This is a genomic window from Pseudomonas mosselii (genome assembly GCF_019823065.1).
GTDB lineage: Bacteria > Pseudomonadota > Gammaproteobacteria > Pseudomonadales > Pseudomonadaceae > Aquipseudomonas > Aquipseudomonas mosselii.
In genome coordinates this window covers 3,691,077-3,706,130 of the sequence record NZ_CP081966.1, presented here as the reverse complement: position 1 = coordinate 3,706,130, position 15,054 = coordinate 3,691,077, and the positions used below count along the sequence as shown (strand labels likewise).

Genomic DNA, 15,054 nt, shown 5'->3' with positions numbered 1-15,054 from the left:
GCACGGCAGGCCTGATGATTATTGTGTAATTTTATCGAATGCGGAGTTCCAACATGCCAAAAATGAAAACCAAGAGCGGTGCTGCGAAGCGTTTCCTGAAAACCGCTTCCGGCTTCAAGCACAAGCACGCTTTCAAGAGCCACATCCTGACCAAAATGTCGACCAAGCGTAAGCGTCAACTGCGCGGTGCCAGCCTGCTGCACCCGTCTGACGTGGCAAAAGTCGAGCGCATGCTGCGCGTACGTTAATTTCGGTCAAAGATAGAGGAAGTTACTCATGGCTCGTGTAAAGCGTGGCGTCATCGCTCGTAAGCGTCACAAGAAAATTCTGAAACTGGCTAAAGGCTACTACGGTGCACGCTCGCGCGTATTCCGCGTTGCCAAGCAGGCGGTCATCAAGGCAGGCCAATACGCCTACCGCGACCGTCGTCAGAAGAAGCGTCAGTTCCGCGCACTGTGGATCGCTCGTATCAACGCCGGTGCCCGCACCAACGGTCTGTCGTACAGCCGTCTGATTGCTGGCCTGAAAAAGGCTTCGATCGAAATCGACCGTAAGGTTCTGGCCGATCTGGCAGTGAACGAAAAAGCGGCGTTTGCTGCGATTGTCGAGAAGGCTAAAGCCGTACTGGCTTAAGTACCCACGACAATCATCCGGCGGCGCCTGCGCCGTCGGGTGTAAAACGTCATCGGATAGGGGAAGAGCCTTCAAAAGCTCTTCCCCTATTTTCGTATCTGGAGTCTGTACATGGAAAACCTGGACGCGCTGGTCGCCCAAGCCCTCGAGGCCGTGGAACGCGCTGAAGACATCACTACCCTGGAACAGATCCGGGTTCAATTCCTCGGCAAGAAAGGCGAACTGACCCAGGTGATGAAGACCCTGGGCAACCTGCCAGCCGAAGAGCGCCCCAAGGTCGGCGCGCTGATCAACGACGCCAAGGAACGCGTCACCGACGTGCTCAACGCACGCAAGGCCGGCTTTGAAGAGGCTGAGCTCAACGCTCGCCTGGCCGCCGAATGCATCGACGTCACCCTGCCAGGCCGTGGCCAGACCACCGGCGGGCTGCACCCGATCACCCGTACTCTCGAGCGCATCGAGCAGTTCTTCACCCACATCGGCTACGGCATCGCCGAAGGCCCCGAGGTCGAAGACGACTACCACAACTTCGAAGCGCTCAACATCCCCGGCCACCACCCGGCCCGGGCGATGCACGACACCTTCTATTTCAACGCCAACATGCTGCTGCGCACCCACACCTCGCCGGTACAGGTGCGCACCATGGAAAGCACCCAGCCGCCGATCCGCATCGTCTGCCCAGGCCGTGTGTACCGTTGCGACTCCGATATCACCCACTCGCCGATGTTCCACCAGGTCGAAGGCCTGCTGATCGACCGTGGCATCAACTTCGCCGACCTCAAGGGCACCATCGAAGAGTTCCTGCGGGTGTTCTTCGAGAAAGAACTGGCCGTGCGCTTCCGCCCGTCGTTCTTCCCCTTCACCGAGCCTTCCGCCGAAGTCGACATCCAGTGCGTGATGTGTTCCGGCAAGGGCTGCCGCGTGTGCAAGCAGACCGGCTGGCTGGAAGTGATGGGCTGCGGCATGGTCCACCCGAACGTGCTGCGCATGTCCGGCATCGACCCGGAAGAGTTCCAGGGCTTCGCCTTCGGCATGGGCGCCGAGCGCCTGGCCATGCTGCGCTATGGCGTCAACGATTTGCGTCTGTTCTTCGACAACGACCTGCGGTTCTTGGCTCAATTCCGCTAGGCCCAATTGACGCAACCTTCAGGAGAACAGCATGAAATTCAGTGAACAGTGGCTGCGCGGTTGGGTAAACCCGCAAGTCTCCCGTGACGAACTGGTTGCCCGCCTGTCCATGGCCGGCCTCGAAGTCGACAGCGTGACCCCCGCTGCCGGCCAGTTCAGCGGCATCGTGGTGGGCGAGATCCTCACCACCGAACAACACCCGGACGCCGACAAGCTGCGCGTGTGCCAGGTGAGCAACGGCGCAGAGACCTTCCAGGTGGTCTGCGGCGCCCCGAATGCCCGCCCAGGCATCAAGATCCCGTTCGCCATGATCGGCGCCGAACTGCCGGGCGACTTCAAGATCAAGAAGGCCAAGCTGCGCGGCGTCGAGTCGTTCGGCATGCTCTGCTCGGCTTCCGAGCTGCAGATCAGCGAAGAGAACGACGGCCTGCTGGAACTGGCGGCTGACGCCCCGGTTGGCGAAGACATTCGCAAGTACCTGAACCTGGACGACGCCAGCATCGAGATCGGCCTGACCCCGAACCGCGGTGACTGCCTGTCCCTGGCCGGCCTTGCCCGTGACGTCAGCGCCCTGTACGACGTGCCGGTCACCCGCCCGGTGGTGCCAGCGGTACCGGCCGCCCACGACGAAGTGCGCCCGGTCGAAGTCAGCGCCCCGGCCGCTTGCCCGCGCTACCTGGGCCGCGTGATCCGCAACGTCGACCTGAGCAAGCCGACCCCGCTGTGGATGGTCGAGCGCCTGCGCCGCAGCGACGTGCGCAGCATCGACGCCGCCGTCGACATCACCAACTACGTGATGCTCGAGCTCGGCCAGCCGATGCACGCCTTCGACCTCGCCGAAATCAACGGCGGCATTCGCGTACGCATGGCCGAGGAGGGCGAGAAGCTCGTCCTGCTGGACGGCCAGGAAGTCGCCCTGCGCGCCGACACCCTGGTGATCGCCGACCACACCCGCGCCCTGGCCATTGCCGGCGTGATGGGTGGCGAGCACAGCGGCGTCAATACCGAGAAGACCCGCGATCTGTTCCTCGAGAGCGCCTTCTTCGAGCCGATTTCCGTTGCCGGCAAGGCCCGTTCCTACGGCCTGCACACCGACGCCTCGCACCGCTACGAGCGCGGCGTGGACTCGCAACTGGCCCGTGAAGCCATGGAGCGCGCCACCGCCCTGGTGCTGGAGATCGTCGGCGGCGAAGCCGGTCCGATCGTCGAGACCGTGAGCGAGCAGCACCTGCCGAATATCGCGCCGATCACCCTGCGCGCCGAACGCATCACCCAGATGCTCGGCATGGAGATGGACGCTGCCCAGGTCGAGCAGCTGCTCAACGCCCTGGAGCTGAAGACCAGCGCCAATGGGGCAGGGCAGTGGACGGTCACCGTCCCAAGCCACCGCTTCGACGTCAGCCTGGAAGTCGACCTGATCGAAGAGCTGGCCCGCCTGTACGGCTACAACAACCTGCCGGTGCGCTACCCGCAGGCCCGCCTGGCCCCGCAAGCCCGCCCGGAAACCCGCGGCGAGCTGCCGAACCTGCGCCGTCTGCTGGTCGCCCGCGGCTACCAGGAAGCCATCACCTACAGCTTCATCGACCCGAAACTGTTCGAGCTGTTCACCCCGGGCGTCGAGCCGCTGCTGCTGGCCAACCCCATCTCCAGCGACATGGCCGCCATGCGCGCCTCGCTGTGGCCGGGCCTGGTCAAGGCGATGCAGCACAACCTCAACCGCCAGCAAGACCGCGTGCGCCTGTTCGAAAGCGGCCTGCGCTTCGTCGGCCAGCTCGGTGACCTCAAGCAGCAGCCGATGATCGCCGGCGTCGTCACCGGCAGCCGCCTGCCAGAAGGCTGGGCGAACGGTCGCGACGGCATCGACTTCTTCGACGTCAAAGCCGACGTGGAAGCCCTGCTGGGCTACTCGGGCGCCCTGAGCGACTTCAGCTTTGTCGCCGGCAAGCACCCAGCCCTGCACCCAGGCCAAACCGCCCGCATCGAGCGCGACGGCAAGGAAGTCGGCCACCTCGGCGCCATCCACCCGGAGCTGGCCAAGACCCTCGGCCTCGACCGCCCGGTGTTCGTCTTCGAGCTGGTGCTCGGTGATGTAGTCGAAGGCCGCCTGCCGAAGTTCAGCGAGCTGTCCAAGTTCCCGGAAACCCGTCGTGACCTGGCCTTGATCGCAGGTCGTGATGTAGCTTCGAGCTCCGTGCTTGAAGTAATTCGTGACAATGCAGGCGAATGGCTCACAGACCTCAGGCTGTTTGACGTCTACCAGGGTAAAGGCATTGATCCTGATAGAAAAAGCCTGGCCGTCGGCTTGACCTGGCAACATCCATCGCGCACTCTTAACGACGATGAGGTGAATGAAACCCTGCAAACCATCCTCACCTCGCTTGAACAAAGGTTGAACACCACGTTAAGGAAATAACGGCATGGGTGCTCTGACGAAAGCTGAGATGGCCGAAAGGCTGTACGAGGAGCTGGGGCTTAACAAGCGTGAGGCCAAGGAGCTGGTCGAGCTGTTTTTCGAAGAAATTCGGCACGCGCTTGAAGACAACGAGCAGGTCAAGTTGTCCGGTTTCGGCAACTTCGACCTTCGCGACAAACGCCAGCGGCCGGGCCGCAACCCTAAAACAGGGGAAGAGATCCCGATCACCGCGCGCCGCGTCGTCACCTTTCGTCCAGGGCAGAAGCTGAAAGCCCGGGTAGAGGCCTATGCTGGAACCAAGCCATAACGACGAGCTGCCCCCCATCCCGGGCAAACGCTACTTCACCATTGGTGAAGTCAGCGAGCTCTGTGCGGTAAAACCGCACGTGCTGCGCTACTGGGAGCAGGAATTTCCGCAGCTCAACCCGGTGAAGCGCCGTGGCAACCGGCGGTATTATCAGCGCCAGGATGTGCTGATGATCCGCCAGATCCGCGCTTTGCTGTATGACCAGGGCTTTACCATTGGCGGGGCGCGGTTAAGGCTCTCCAGTGATGAGGTCAAGGATGAGTCCAGCCAGTACAAGCAGCTGATTCGGCAGATGATTGCGGAGTTGGAGGATGTGTTGGTGGTGTTGAAGAAGTGACCTGATTGGCGACGAGTGGAAATTTTTGAAAAAAAGCTTCCATTATTCAAAAGGTTAGGTTACATTCTTCAACGTTCTCAGCGGTATAGAGAATGATGTCGGGGCGTAGCGCAGCCCGGTAGCGCACTTGCATGGGGTGCAAGGGGTCGAGTGTTCGAATCACTCCGTCCCGACCATATACCTCAATGACTTAGCCACCTTCGGGTGGCTTTGTTATTTCTGGGCCTAGTGACTTTTCGAGTGACTTCGCCCAATTTCTTACCCGATCCTCCTCTTCAAAATCGTCAGCACCGGACCGCGCGAGTCGGTGGCCGATACCTTGTTCGCCGCTTCGATCAACTGCCCGAGCTCGGCGCCCGAATAGTGGCTGGTCACGCTTCCGTTCTTGTGGCCCAGCAGCGACTTCCGATCTTCCTCCGTTACACCTGCTGCTTTCAGGCGCCTGCCGAAGGTATGCTTCAGGTCGTGGATGCGTATCGAAGCGAACCCGGGATGCGCCGGCCTCAAATGCTGCTCCTGCCAGAGCTTGGCCGCGCGCACTCGCGCCTTCTTCCACGCCGAGTCGTTCATCCGATGCATCGCAGTGCCGTTGTAGGGGAACACCCATTCCCTGCTGATCCCGCGCTGCTTCTCGATGATTGACCGCGCCACGCTGTTCAGCACAACCAGGCGCTCGTCCCTGTTCTTCACCCCAGAGTTCTCATGCCGGCCGCCGAACTCTGCCGGGATCAGGAACACGCTGGTGTCGAGCTCGGGGACGAAGATTTCCCAGTCCCACCTCAACTTGCAGACCTCTTGCTCGCGACAGCCGGTGTTCACCTTGAACAGGGCCATGCGCTGCAGGTGGTCGGGCAACTCAGCGAAGAGAACCGACTGCTCCTCGCATGACATGGGGTAGGGCTTCCGGCTCGCCTTCTTCTCCTCGAGCTTGGTCAGCAGCGGAACGCTGTCAAGCCATGGTCGGCGCTCCTCATCCCGCCACTTCCTACACGCCAGCGACAGGACCCTGATCACGCGCTCGATCGCGATGTTGATGGTCCTGTTGCTGACGCCTACCTTCACTTTCCCATCCGGTAGCACAGCCCCGGCCTTGCGGTCCCGGATGTACGGAGCCAAGGCTGCATCGTCGATGTGCGTCAGTGGCAGGCTGCCCAGGTAGGGCATGACCTGGTCCAGGTACAGCGCAGTCAGCCTGATCGATGGCTGGTCCTTGTGCTCGACCAGGTATCGCGCCGCGGCCTGGTCGAAGGTCTTGATCTCGCGAACACCGTACACCTTGCGCTGGCGCATTTTCTCCAGCAGGTGGATCAGGTACTGCTCCGCTTCTTCCCGGTCACAAGTGCCAGTGCTCTCTTGAATTCGCTCCCCTCTGTAGATTTTGTCGATTTTCCAGATGCCGCTGGGCATTTTCTGGAGGCCTGTGATTGCCTTTTTGGCCATGGGTTCTCCTTGTCGGTCTTCCCCTGGCGCTCGCTGCGGGGCCGATTGTTGTCCTGATTGCTCGCCTTTTCAACGGCCATGGCATCGATGTAGGCGTCGACCCATGCGTCCAGCTCGAGGCGATCGAAGCCGATTCCCTGCTTCCCTATTGGGAACTCGCGGACGTATGGCCTCACGGTGTTCTTGAATTCGTCCTTGCACATGCCGAGATATCCGGGCGCCTCGCCGGCCCGGATGATTCTCGGCAGCAGGCCTGGCTGCACTGCAGCGGTGGCGTTTGCCATGTGGGCCTCCTCAGGCCAAGAAGTGGTGCCCTACCTGAAAGCGCCGGGCACCTTCTTCGGTCCTGGCCATCAGCTGGGTCTTGCTGGTTTTGCCGTAGGCGTTGTACTCGACATCGACCCACCAGGCGCCGAACTTGCGGTACGGCTCGCCGAGGATCTTCGTGACGTAGCAGTCGATCAGGTTCATGGATGGTCTCCACGCCGCCGGTGGCGGCAGGTTGGTGTTCAGTCGACCTGGTAGTAGACGTAGCAGTTGACGCCTTGCGCCTTGAGTGAGGCATGCATGGCTTGCACGCCGGCGCTGTGTTGGTTGCCCTGGCCAGGCCACGGTGTATCGAGGTGAATACCCTGCTGATGCCAGCCGCTGCGCTTCCACAATTTCCCCGGCAGCTCTGGCAGTTGGCTGGCTCGAAGGCCCGGCACCGGGATGACGACGCGGTCAAGGTTGGCGCTGCCGCCGTCGTCGGTGCACGCAGCCGCCGCAGCTTTTCCGGCCTCGATCGCAGTGAGGACCTTCGCAGGCAGGCCGGCCAGTTCTTCTTTCGTCATGGCAATAGCTCTCCATGCCCGCGCATGTCGGCGGGCTTGAGTAGTTGGGGGAGGGGTTAAACTGGAATCAGCCGCAGCGGACGCGAGGCGAATGGAAGGTCTGCGGGCGTGCAGGGCGGACGGCTTCGAAGTACAGCTTCCACATGTCGTCCCAGGCCTCGCGCATTGTCGCGCCTTGCCCGGTGCAGCCCATGCGGCGGCACCACCAGGAGCCGTTCCAGTAGGTCATGCGAGCTTTCATGGTCGCGGTCCTTTGTAGATCAGATAGGCCATGTAGGCGAGGGCGATCATTTGCGTTCCTCCTTCGGCGGATGAACCGGGCACGGCCAGCGCAGTGAGCCGTCGCCGGATGGGCAGGTGCAGGTCTTCACTTCGATCAGGTCGGTCATGGTCGATGCTCCGGGTACTCGCTGTAGAAGGCCTCTTCAGGCGAGCTGTACTCGAACTCCCAGGCTTCACGCCATGCCTGACGGTCCGACACGTTCTCGCCGTGCTTACGCGCTATATCGCGCAGCACCATGTACCAATCGTCGAAATCCATCTTGCTCACAGCTGATACCTCTCATCATTCCAGGCCGCCGGCGCGGCAGCAGGTGTAGGTTCTGGTTGGGTTTCGTGCGGTGAGAGCTGGCGCTCGTTGCCGGCCTGCAGCTGGCTGTCGGGGATGCAGAAGATCGCTTGCCGGCTGCCATAGCTGCCGTACAGCACCCAGCAGGTCGCGCAGCGCTTCTGGTCGTGCACGACCTTGATGTCATCGGTGAGTTGCTCAGCGCTGGCGCCGGTGGCCAGCAGCAGGAGGCAGAGGGCGAGTCGGGTCATCGACTCAGCTCCTCGTCCGGGTCGAAGCCGAAGCGCCTGCACAGCGCGTGGGCGACGCCAGACCCACAGCAGAAGACATCCTTCATCAGCACCCAGCGTGGGGTCTTGCGTCGACTGGTGCCGTTCATCATCCGCACCGCCTTTCGGAGCAGATCGTCCTCGGTGAACTCGCAGCCGGAGAGCGTGATGGTCCGGCTCCGGCCCTTGAGTCGTTCAATTTCCGCCAGCAGCTCGGCGACTTGGCCGTGCTCGCATTCGTCGCTCTGGTCGTTGATCAACTTCAGGCCGACTGTCTCGCTGTCGCGCCAGTCGCCCAGGTCGTGGTCGAACCGGTCGCAGCAGAAGCCTTCTTCACCATCACGAACCGGGATCGTGTAGCTGTCTAACGGGCCGCCATAGGTCGGCACCATGCTGCCATCAGGGTGTTCAATCCACATGAAGAACTGGCGCCCGGTGATGGGGCATTCATCCGGGCACCAGCGTGCCGCCTGATTTCCTTCGGGCATGACGATTCCTTGGCCGCCATATCGCGGCAGTGAATAGAGGGGAGAGGGGTTACAGCTGGGTGGAGTACAAATGTGCTCCATCCGATTCAAGCTGCTTTGGACTTCTCTGCACCAACCCGCCACGGGTCATTGGCGCGGGCCAGGGCAGCCATCGGTGGCGGGCTGACGCTGTTGCCGCACATGTGCACCTGCTCGGTCTTGGTGAACGGCTTACCGTCGGCGCCCTTGTCGATGATGTAGCTGGAGGGGAAGCCCTGGGCGCGGTAGAGCTCGTGCGGCTGGAGCATGCGCAGGCAGATGTCGACGATCACGTACGGGGTACCTTTCACGTACACGGTCACCAGGCCCAGGCGATCCTTGGTGGTTACCGTGGGTGCAGGTGAGTCGCAGCCGCTGATGTTCTCCGTGCCGTAGTAGCTAATCAGGAACGCAGCGACGCGCAGGGCGCCGGCCTCATGCTCTGGCGAGAGCTTGTACTCGACCAGGCCGTGGTGGGTGCCGCCAGCACTCACGGTATGCAGCGGCTCGTCGACAGCACGGGCATCGCAGTTGCCGCGAAGGTGAAGGAGGTTCGCTCCCACCAGTGCGTGGTGCTCGCCGGCCGTAACTGTGCTCAGTGGATCATCGGCCTGTTGCCCGGTACTGCCGTTGCGCAGGGTTGCCAGGTGAGCCGTCACCAGGCGCTGCTGGCTGCCGGTGTTGGTTACCGTGGTCATTGGCTCGTCCGCGCCCTTGGCCGGGGTGGTGTTGAACCCACCATTGGCCTGCTCGATAAACGCAGTGCAGATGCCCATGGCGTGGGCGGCGCCGGCCGGACGCTGGTAGTTTCCGCCACTCGTGATGGTTGGCATCGGGTCGGTGATTGCCGCGCCCTCGCTGTTGAAGCGGAACTTGACCAGGTGTGCCGACGCCAGTGCACGGTGGCTGCGCGTCATCAAGGTGCCCATGGGGTGATCGGCTGTTACTGGGTGGCCGGCATACACAGGGCCGCCAGCTCCGACCATGACTGGGCTCGCCATGGCGAACGAGCCACCCCGTGGCCAGGATGTGACTGTGCGCAGCGGCTCGTCAGCAGACTGGGCCAGTTCGCCCGACCAGTTCGCGATCGGCACGATGAAGGGCTGCGGGTTGTCCAGCACGAACTTCTTCATGCCTTTGGCCACCCTGCGCAAGGTGGCGGCTGCCAAGTCCTTCTTGCGGCCGAAAATGCTCTTGCTCGGCACGTTCCAGTCAATGCAGTCGGCGGCGGTGCGCCACTTCTGCTGGCCCTTGGCTGGGTTCTTGGCGTGGGTAGGCTCCGGCCACACAATCGGCTGACCGTCGCAGCGGGCGATCATGAACAGCCGTTCCCGGCTGGTTGGCGCGCCGAAGTCGCAGGCCTTGATGATCCGCCATTCCACCTGGTAGCCCATGCCCTCAAGCAGCTGCACGAAGCGCCGCCAGGTGATGCCGCGTCGCTTCGGGTCGGGCACCAGGAACTGCTGCTGTACCGGTACGCGCTCACCGACGGCGGCCACAGTGCCGTCCAGCTTCATCACCCGGCCGGTGGCCTTGTCGCGCTTGGAGATCAGCGGACCCCACTGCAGGATCTGCTTCACGTTCTCGAGGCTGATGACCCGAGGCTTTTTCTTGCCGGCCCACTTCAGGCCGATCCACGACAGGTTTCGGATCTCGCGCTTGCGGGGCTGGCCACCTGCGGCCTGGCTGTGGTGGGTGCAATCAGGGCTCATGTGGAACCAGCCCACGGCGCGGCCCTGGCATTCCTCGTCCGGGTCACCGTCGAAGACGTCGGTAGTGAAGTGGCGCGCCGCCGGATGGTTAGCGGTGTGCATGCTGATGGCCGCCGGGCTGTGGTTCTTGGCCACTGTCACCGGGCGGCTCAGGCCCATCTCCAGGCCTGTACCGGCGCCGCCGCCACCGCAGAAGAAGTCGACCACGATCTCGTCGTCTTGCGGATCGAAGCCAAGGCCGTACTGGGTTTTGAAGTCGAGCGGGTTCTTTTTCTGGAATGCAGACATGGGCGGTCCTCGCCTGGATGGCGGAAAGAATTCGAAAGTAGGAGGGTTAACTGCCGAACAGGCTGAATTGGCTGCTCGATCGTTGGCAGGCAGGGTTTAGCCAGAGGCATTCGGTGCGGCAGGCTGTCCCTCGGCCCGCAGATATCCGGGCTGATGTGGTGTGCCTGGTCCAGTTGGTCAGAGTGTCGTCATAGAGCTCGCTGGGGTATCCGGAAAGGGCGACCATTCCTTCTAGCTCGAGCAACGACTTGAGCAGATCGGCGTGCTGGGCGTCGTCCATCTCGTGCCGGTAGTACCGGCCGCTCTGTGCGTTTTTGTATCTGGTTTCGTGCACGTACGGCGGATCTACGTAGTGCAGGGTTGTCCTGGCATCGTGCGCCTGCATGACCTCGATCGCCGGCCGGTTTTCGATGAGAACGCCAGTCAGTCGCAGCCCGATCGTGGCGATCGACTCTGGATACTCGATCCAGAGTGATTGGGCGGTTCCGTATTCGCGCTTGGTGTCGATCCGGAATCCGGTTATGCCTTTGGTGGCACCGGCAGAGCCGAAGCCCATCTGCGCCCTGATGATGGTGCGGCGTGCACGTTCAACTGGATCTTCGGAGGGCTCCCAGGCTCGCTCGAACTCCTGCCTGGCATAGGGCGTCAGAACCACCGCCTCAAACAGCGCCACCCGGCTTTTCGGGTCCTGCAGCACGCGGAACAAGTTCACGATGTCGCCGTCCAGGTCGTTGTAAACCTCGGCATAGGAGCGGGGCTTCTGCATCAGAACGCCGGCGGCGCCGCCAAAGGGCTCGACATAGCACGTATGCCGCGGGAAATACTGGGTGACCCACGACGCAAGCCGGAACTTGGAGCCGTGGTACCGGATCACCGGCGCTGAGATGGTCATGGAACACTCCATTGCAGGCACCGCCCTCGCCGGGGAGGCGTTATCGTTGAATAGGGGAAGTCGCTGGCGGGCAGCGCTTGGAAAAAACCCAAGAGGAAACCGATTCGGGGCCGGGGGAAGCTAAAGGTCACATACCCCAGTAGCAGCAACCTCGGAGGCATCCTCAAATGAACCAAGTCCACTCTGTTCTTGATGTGCTGATTAAGGCGTCACTGGTTGTGAGCCGCCTCGCTATTGCCTGGACCCTGTTGGCGCCTCCGCCAGGCGCAATGGGCTGCCTATAAAGGCTCTATAGTCGGCTGTAAACCAGAGCTGGCGGGCAGCGCCGGAGGGTCAGGCGGCGGCGCGAACCTTGAAGGTCAGCATGGCGGTCGCGTCATCGTTGAAGCACTCTGCCAGATCCTGATAGGCCCGATACTTGGCCTGGCTGCGGGTGGCTGCCCAAACGCGTTGCACGTAATGGCGGGCATCGCCCAGCATGTACTTCACGTCGTCCCAGTCGTACATGCCGTTGGTGAGGACTTCCCACTGCTTGAGCGGCAGCTTCTCCGCCATCTCGCCGTACTGCATTTCCCAAGTGGGGTGGTAGTTGCGGATGCGCTTCTTCGGGTCGCTGTCAAGGATGACGCCGATATACTGGCCACGGTCGGCCATGATCACGCCGGGTTCGCCGTTGGCGATCACGCGGCGCCCGACCTCGGCCGGCACGTTGTAGGTGCGGCGAACGTAGTCGCAGTTGTAGTTGCTCATGGCTTTCTCCATGCATGCGCCGCCCTCCGTGCTGGTGGCGGCATGGTGGCAATTTGGTTTTGAAAACGAGGTGTAAACGTTTAAGATTCTTTCGCCGAAGGAGGGGGCGGGATGATGTTTTTCATAATAGGGTTGGTGGGGTTGCAGATTTTTACCTCTGGTTTAGCGCTTTATCTGTTTAAATCGCGTAATACGAATGGCTCGGAGATAAGACCATATGATCAGTTTTACATAGGTCTTGGGGCTCTTGCGTTTGGCCTTGCAATGCTCTACTTGTTTTTTGTTTTCGTTAGTCCGGATTTTGAAGTGAGTCAGAATTTGGGGCAGGTAGGAGATTTCGTAGGTGGCTTGACTAACCCTGCATTGAGTTTTATAGCTCTAATTGTTCTCCTGCGAACAACGCTAATACAAACAGATGAGGCGAGAAAAACCTCAAGCATAATGCTAGAGCAGCAAGAGATGATGCGGGAAGAGCGTTTTGAATCGACGTTTTACACTTTGCTTGGGCGTTATGAGGAAGCTGCTGATCGGCACCTGAGGTCAAAGGAAAAAAAAGAGAGATTAACAGTCGGGCTGCGGATGGTGCAGCGGCTGTTAGCCAGGCGAGAAGAGTTTGATTCTATGCCGCTTAAGCAGTCTCTGCCAATGGTAAAGGAGTTTGTCGACCCCGAATTTAGAATTGATACCGTAATAAAAACTATTGCTCGAGCGTGGAAGGTCATTGACTTTATTGATGGGTCTAGCATTCCATCAGCCAAAAAGGGTTACTATTTTGCTATTTTAAGTGATGCTATGGAGCCATGCGAAATGGTTATTGTGATGACCCACGCTTTCGATATGAGGAATAGGCGCCGTTTGCTGAGGAAATATCATGCGGGGAAGTTTATCAAACTAGGCTTCTATCCATGTGCAGCTATCGGACGTTATTTTGGCGCTAGGTTAAAGGAGTGACCAAAATGATCTGCGGCCGCCACCAGCGGTAGGTGCTCACTCACTGTTCGTTGTGAAACGTATCGCTGCTTCGCTATCAAGCGACTTGCTCAATTCACGCATCTCGCAACTGATCCGGAACCTCTCCAGGCTCTGCTCCACATATTTGGAGATCACGATTTCGTGGCGCGGCGCGCTGAGAAAGTGGCAGGCCGCTTCAGGCCCTAATTCATGGATGCGGTGAATCAGCAGGGTCATGGCCTCGCCGCATTCCTCGACCTCGGCCCATTGCATGATCTCGGCCAGGGCCTGGCGGGTGCCCGCGCGGGTTTTCATGCGCAGCTCCTCAACGCCGGCCTTGGCCTCTTTCTTTTTGCGCTTCTCGTCGCGCTCTTGCGGCGTCATCGCCATGAGTCGCCTCCTTCAATCCGCTGGGCGGTAAGTTGAACTGATCGCGGCGCCTATGCAGCTGCAGCGAGCGCAGGTTTTTTCGGTTCATCGGATGGCTCCATGTCGCAGTCATGCCAGCCGGCAAGCCACCAGGCGCTTTCGATCGTCATTTCGGGGTAGGGCTGGGCCAGGCGACATCGATTGGCGGCTCGTGCGGTGCGACCCTGGTAGTAGGGCAGCGGGTGTATCTGCTTGGGTTTGCGCGGGAACATGGCTACGTACCTGCGAGGTGGTGGAGCGGGGCGAACGGGATGTCGTCGTCGAAGTTGTCCGGTGGCGCGGACTGCTGGCTCTGCTGTCCGTAGTTGTCATTCTGGTTGTAGTTGTGCTGCTGGCGTGGCTGTTGTCGTTGCTGCTGTGAATGGCGCTGTTGTTGCTGCCCGCCGCCCTGGCTGTCTGGCCTGCCGCCCAGCAGCTGCATGGTGCCGTTGATGTCGACATGCACCTCGGTGCTGTACCGCTTGACGCCGTCCTTCTCCCATTCGCGGGTCTTGAGCTTCCCCTCGATGTAGCACTGCGACCCTTTACGCAGGTACTCGCCGGCGATCTCTGCGACCTTGCCGAACAGCACTACCCGGTGCCATTCGGTCTTCTCGACCTTCTGGCCCGACTGCTTGTCGGTCCACTGCTCGCTGGTGGCCAGGCTCAGGTTGGTGACCGCGTTGCCGTTGGGCAGGTAGCGGACCTCGGGGTCCTGGCCGCAGGTGCCGACCAGGATGACTTTGTTGACGCCTCTCATGCTGCTTTCTCCGCGAGTTCGGCTTTGCGTTGGTCCTTGGCGGCATTCAGCTGCGCCAGATGGCCGGGTGACTGTTCAAGGATCCGGTACGCTGCCGAGTACACGCTTTGAAGCTCCTGCATCGTCTCGGTGACCGGGATCTTCGACAGAGCATCCTGCAGCGCCGTGGCCTGCAGTCCGTCCTGTGCCTTGCCGTCGTTGAGCCAGGCCAACAACCGGTGCCCGGTGTCCTCGCTGATCACTTCCGGATGGTCGAACAGCTTGGTCCGGTCCTTACTGGCAATCGCGGCGTGTCCATCGTGGGTGATGTCGAGCACCACGGTGAATTCGTAGTCGGTGCCGTCCCGCTGCTCGGATTTCATGCCGAGCTTGATCACCTTCTTGCCTTCGCCTTGGACCGTCTCGGTCTTGCTCCGCATCGTGCAGATGATGTGCAGCGGGCTTGTCAGGATCTTGTCGGTCAGCTTGCGATGGCGCGGTGTGGTTTCGTTCCAGGCCGCCCAGGTATTGCCCTTGAACTTCTGGTGAGCAAGCTTCTCGTTCGACTCCAGGCAGCCGCCGGAGCCTGTCCACTCGTGCGAGTAGCTGTCGATGATCAGCACGCTGTAGCCGGCCTGTTCGGCGGCGGTGATCGCCTCGGCGTAGCGCTCGGGTGAGTAGGGCGCGTGCAGCTCGAGCACGTCGAAGTCGGCAATGTCGGCATACAGCGACGCGCTGCCGTGCTCGGTGTCGATCACCGCGATCCGGCCGCCCAGGCCCTTGGCCATGAGCAGCGCTGACATGGTCTTTCCAGACCCGGATGGCCCAGCAAGTGCCAGCCGTAGCTTGGCCTGCTTGCGTTCGGCTTTCTTGAACATGG

The 15,054-nt window shown here is 61.1% G+C and carries 22 protein-coding genes and 1 tRNA gene; 8 read left to right on the top strand and 15 right to left on the bottom strand.

All coding sequences use genetic code 11. The annotated features are described in order from the left end of the window. Positions 1-53 precede the first annotated feature (53 nt). The 7 genes from rpmI to K5H97_RS17040 all read left to right on the top strand — a co-directional run bounded on the left by rpmI (position 54) and on the right by K5H97_RS17040 (position 4,994). On the top strand, positions 54-248 hold the full coding sequence (gene rpmI, locus K5H97_RS17070) for a 50S ribosomal protein L35 (protein ID WP_003250667.1): 195 nt from the start codon (positions 54-56) through the stop codon (positions 246-248). A gap of 28 nt (positions 249-276) precedes the next feature. Then, the gene (gene rplT / locus K5H97_RS17065; protein ID WP_003250671.1) at positions 277-633 is read left to right on the top strand and encodes a 50S ribosomal protein L20; all 357 of its coding nucleotides are present in this window, start codon (positions 277-279) and stop codon (positions 631-633) included. Between the two features lie 111 nt (positions 634-744). Beyond that, a complete protein-coding gene (gene pheS, locus K5H97_RS17060; protein ID WP_028691467.1) occupies positions 745-1,761 on the top strand; it encodes a phenylalanine--tRNA ligase subunit alpha in 1,017 nt (338 codons plus the stop codon). 31 nt (positions 1,762-1,792) lie between these two features. Continuing rightward, on the top strand, positions 1,793-4,174 hold the full coding sequence (pheT, locus tag K5H97_RS17055) for a phenylalanine--tRNA ligase subunit beta (RefSeq protein ID WP_028691468.1): 2,382 nt from the start codon (positions 1,793-1,795) through the stop codon (positions 4,172-4,174). Positions 4,175-4,178: 4 nt separating this feature from the next. After that, positions 4,179-4,481, top strand: a complete 303-nt coding sequence (gene ihfA, locus K5H97_RS17050; protein ID WP_009394049.1) for an integration host factor subunit alpha — start codon at positions 4,179-4,181, stop codon at positions 4,479-4,481. After that, positions 4,462-4,818 carry a MerR family transcriptional regulator gene (locus K5H97_RS17045; RefSeq protein WP_011533210.1) on the top strand — a complete coding sequence of 119 codons (357 nt, stop codon included), beginning with the start codon at positions 4,462-4,464 and terminating at the stop codon, positions 4,816-4,818. The genes ihfA and K5H97_RS17045 overlap by 20 nt, the downstream gene beginning before the upstream one ends. Positions 4,819-4,917: 99 nt before the next feature. Further along, positions 4,918-4,994: transfer RNA gene (locus K5H97_RS17040), tRNA-Pro, on the top strand. Positions 4,995-5,076: 82 nt separating this feature from the next. Here the strand turns inward: K5H97_RS17040 and K5H97_RS17035 are convergent. The 11 genes from K5H97_RS17035 to K5H97_RS16990 form a co-directional block, all read right to left on the bottom strand. Continuing rightward, positions 5,077-6,225, bottom strand: coding sequence for a tyrosine-type recombinase/integrase (locus K5H97_RS17035; RefSeq protein ID WP_248691153.1), 1,149 nt, complete (start codon positions 6,223-6,225; stop codon positions 5,077-5,079). After that, a complete protein-coding gene (locus K5H97_RS29720) occupies positions 6,126-6,542 on the bottom strand; it encodes a hypothetical protein (RefSeq protein ID WP_248691151.1) in 417 nt (138 codons plus the stop codon). The genes K5H97_RS17035 and K5H97_RS29720 overlap by 100 nt, the downstream gene beginning before the upstream one ends. Before the next feature lie 10 nt (positions 6,543-6,552). After that, the gene (locus K5H97_RS17030) at positions 6,553-6,729 is read right to left on the bottom strand and encodes a hypothetical protein (RefSeq protein ID WP_169740505.1); all 177 of its coding nucleotides are present in this window, start codon (positions 6,727-6,729) and stop codon (positions 6,553-6,555) included. Positions 6,730-6,767: 38 nt separating this feature from the next. Further along, positions 6,768-7,091 carry a hypothetical protein gene (locus K5H97_RS17025; protein ID WP_028691470.1) on the bottom strand — a complete coding sequence of 108 codons (324 nt, stop codon included), beginning with the start codon at positions 7,089-7,091 and terminating at the stop codon, positions 6,768-6,770. A gap of 67 nt (positions 7,092-7,158) precedes the next feature. After that, complete coding sequence (locus K5H97_RS17020) at positions 7,159-7,332, bottom strand: hypothetical protein (protein WP_155952697.1); 174 nt, start codon at positions 7,330-7,332, stop codon at positions 7,159-7,161. 144 nt (positions 7,333-7,476) lie between these two features. Continuing rightward, positions 7,477-7,641: a hypothetical protein gene (locus tag K5H97_RS17015; RefSeq protein ID WP_155952698.1), complete on the bottom strand. Its 165-nt coding sequence runs from the start codon at positions 7,639-7,641 to the stop codon at positions 7,477-7,479. Beyond that, the gene (locus tag K5H97_RS17010) at positions 7,638-7,910 is read right to left on the bottom strand and encodes a hypothetical protein (RefSeq protein ID WP_028691471.1); all 273 of its coding nucleotides are present in this window, start codon (positions 7,908-7,910) and stop codon (positions 7,638-7,640) included. Before K5H97_RS17010 ends, K5H97_RS17015 begins: the two co-directional genes overlap by 4 nt. After that, the gene (locus K5H97_RS29715) at positions 7,907-8,416 is read right to left on the bottom strand and encodes a hypothetical protein (RefSeq protein ID WP_051555699.1); all 510 of its coding nucleotides are present in this window, start codon (positions 8,414-8,416) and stop codon (positions 7,907-7,909) included. Before K5H97_RS29715 ends, K5H97_RS17010 begins: the two co-directional genes overlap by 4 nt. Before the next feature lie 86 nt (positions 8,417-8,502). Continuing rightward, positions 8,503-10,434: a DNA cytosine methyltransferase gene (locus K5H97_RS17000; RefSeq protein WP_028691472.1), complete on the bottom strand. Its 1,932-nt coding sequence runs from the start codon at positions 10,432-10,434 to the stop codon at positions 8,503-8,505. A gap of 46 nt (positions 10,435-10,480) precedes the next feature. Further along, the gene (locus K5H97_RS16995) at positions 10,481-11,326 is read right to left on the bottom strand and encodes a DNA adenine methylase (protein WP_028691473.1); all 846 of its coding nucleotides are present in this window, start codon (positions 11,324-11,326) and stop codon (positions 10,481-10,483) included. Positions 11,327-11,659: 333 nt separating this feature from the next. Next, the gene (locus K5H97_RS16990) at positions 11,660-12,076 is read right to left on the bottom strand and encodes a hypothetical protein (RefSeq protein WP_028691474.1); all 417 of its coding nucleotides are present in this window, start codon (positions 12,074-12,076) and stop codon (positions 11,660-11,662) included. A gap of 111 nt (positions 12,077-12,187) precedes the next feature. On the opposite strand from K5H97_RS16990, the gene K5H97_RS16985 reads away from it, so the two are divergent. Then, the gene (locus tag K5H97_RS16985; protein WP_028691475.1) at positions 12,188-13,027 is read left to right on the top strand and encodes a hypothetical protein; all 840 of its coding nucleotides are present in this window, start codon (positions 12,188-12,190) and stop codon (positions 13,025-13,027) included. 36 nt (positions 13,028-13,063) lie between these two features. Here the strand turns inward: K5H97_RS16985 and K5H97_RS16980 are convergent, their stop codons facing one another. From K5H97_RS16980 to K5H97_RS16965, 4 genes are read right to left on the bottom strand one after another with little or no spacing between them, the layout of a single operon-like run. Continuing rightward, entirely contained in the window at positions 13,064-13,417 is a 354-nt protein-coding gene (locus tag K5H97_RS16980) for a hypothetical protein (protein ID WP_028691476.1), read from the bottom strand. Between the two features lie 50 nt (positions 13,418-13,467). After that, entirely contained in the window at positions 13,468-13,668 is a 201-nt protein-coding gene (locus K5H97_RS16975; protein ID WP_036986229.1) for a hypothetical protein, read from the bottom strand. 2 nt (positions 13,669-13,670) lie between these two features. Next, positions 13,671-14,195, bottom strand: a complete 525-nt coding sequence (locus K5H97_RS16970) for a single-stranded DNA-binding protein (RefSeq protein ID WP_028691477.1) — start codon at positions 14,193-14,195, stop codon at positions 13,671-13,673. Beyond that, positions 14,192-15,052 carry an ATP-binding protein gene (locus tag K5H97_RS16965; RefSeq protein WP_028691478.1) on the bottom strand — a complete coding sequence of 287 codons (861 nt, stop codon included), beginning with the start codon at positions 15,050-15,052 and terminating at the stop codon, positions 14,192-14,194. The genes K5H97_RS16970 and K5H97_RS16965 overlap by 4 nt, the downstream gene beginning before the upstream one ends. Positions 15,053-15,054 lie beyond the last annotated feature (2 nt).

What these genes read in the sequence shown, in the direction of transcription:
- rpmI (WP_003250667.1), top strand. Translation starts at nt 54, where the DNA reads ATGCCAAAAATGAAAACCAAGAGCGGTGCTGCGAAGCGTTTCCTGAAA.
- rplT (WP_003250671.1), top strand. Translation starts at nt 277, where the DNA reads ATGGCTCGTGTAAAGCGTGGCGTCATCGCTCGTAAGCGTCACAAGAAA.
- pheS (WP_028691467.1), top strand. Translation starts at nt 745, where the DNA reads ATGGAAAACCTGGACGCGCTGGTCGCCCAAGCCCTCGAGGCCGTGGAA.
- pheT (WP_028691468.1), top strand. Translation starts at nt 1,793, where the DNA reads ATGAAATTCAGTGAACAGTGGCTGCGCGGTTGGGTAAACCCGCAAGTC.
- ihfA (WP_009394049.1), top strand. Translation starts at nt 4,179, where the DNA reads ATGGGTGCTCTGACGAAAGCTGAGATGGCCGAAAGGCTGTACGAGGAG.
- K5H97_RS17045 (WP_011533210.1), top strand. Translation starts at nt 4,462, where the DNA reads ATGCTGGAACCAAGCCATAACGACGAGCTGCCCCCCATCCCGGGCAAA.
- K5H97_RS17035 (WP_248691153.1), bottom strand. Translation starts at nt 6,225, where the DNA reads ATGCCCAGCGGCATCTGGAAAATCGACAAAATCTACAGAGGGGAGCGA.
- K5H97_RS29720 (WP_248691151.1), bottom strand. Translation starts at nt 6,542, where the DNA reads ATGGCAAACGCCACCGCTGCAGTGCAGCCAGGCCTGCTGCCGAGAATC.
- K5H97_RS17030 (WP_169740505.1), bottom strand. Translation starts at nt 6,729, where the DNA reads ATGAACCTGATCGACTGCTACGTCACGAAGATCCTCGGCGAGCCGTAC.
- K5H97_RS17025 (WP_028691470.1), bottom strand. Translation starts at nt 7,091, where the DNA reads ATGACGAAAGAAGAACTGGCCGGCCTGCCTGCGAAGGTCCTCACTGCG.
- K5H97_RS17020 (WP_155952697.1), bottom strand. Translation starts at nt 7,332, where the DNA reads ATGAAAGCTCGCATGACCTACTGGAACGGCTCCTGGTGGTGCCGCCGC.
- K5H97_RS17010 (WP_028691471.1), bottom strand. Translation starts at nt 7,910, where the DNA reads ATGACCCGACTCGCCCTCTGCCTCCTGCTGCTGGCCACCGGCGCCAGC.
- K5H97_RS29715 (WP_051555699.1), bottom strand. Translation starts at nt 8,416, where the DNA reads ATGCCCGAAGGAAATCAGGCGGCACGCTGGTGCCCGGATGAATGCCCC.
- K5H97_RS17000 (WP_028691472.1), bottom strand. Translation starts at nt 10,434, where the DNA reads ATGTCTGCATTCCAGAAAAAGAACCCGCTCGACTTCAAAACCCAGTAC.
- K5H97_RS16995 (WP_028691473.1), bottom strand. Translation starts at nt 11,326, where the DNA reads ATGACCATCTCAGCGCCGGTGATCCGGTACCACGGCTCCAAGTTCCGG.
- K5H97_RS16990 (WP_028691474.1), bottom strand. Translation starts at nt 12,076, where the DNA reads ATGAGCAACTACAACTGCGACTACGTTCGCCGCACCTACAACGTGCCG.
- K5H97_RS16985 (WP_028691475.1), top strand. Translation starts at nt 12,188, where the DNA reads ATGATGTTTTTCATAATAGGGTTGGTGGGGTTGCAGATTTTTACCTCT.
- K5H97_RS16980 (WP_028691476.1), bottom strand. Translation starts at nt 13,417, where the DNA reads ATGGCGATGACGCCGCAAGAGCGCGACGAGAAGCGCAAAAAGAAAGAG.
- K5H97_RS16975 (WP_036986229.1), bottom strand. Translation starts at nt 13,668, where the DNA reads ATGTTCCCGCGCAAACCCAAGCAGATACACCCGCTGCCCTACTACCAG.
- K5H97_RS16970 (WP_028691477.1), bottom strand. Translation starts at nt 14,195, where the DNA reads ATGAGAGGCGTCAACAAAGTCATCCTGGTCGGCACCTGCGGCCAGGAC.
- K5H97_RS16965 (WP_028691478.1), bottom strand. Translation starts at nt 15,052, where the DNA reads ATGTTCAAGAAAGCCGAACGCAAGCAGGCCAAGCTACGGCTGGCACTT.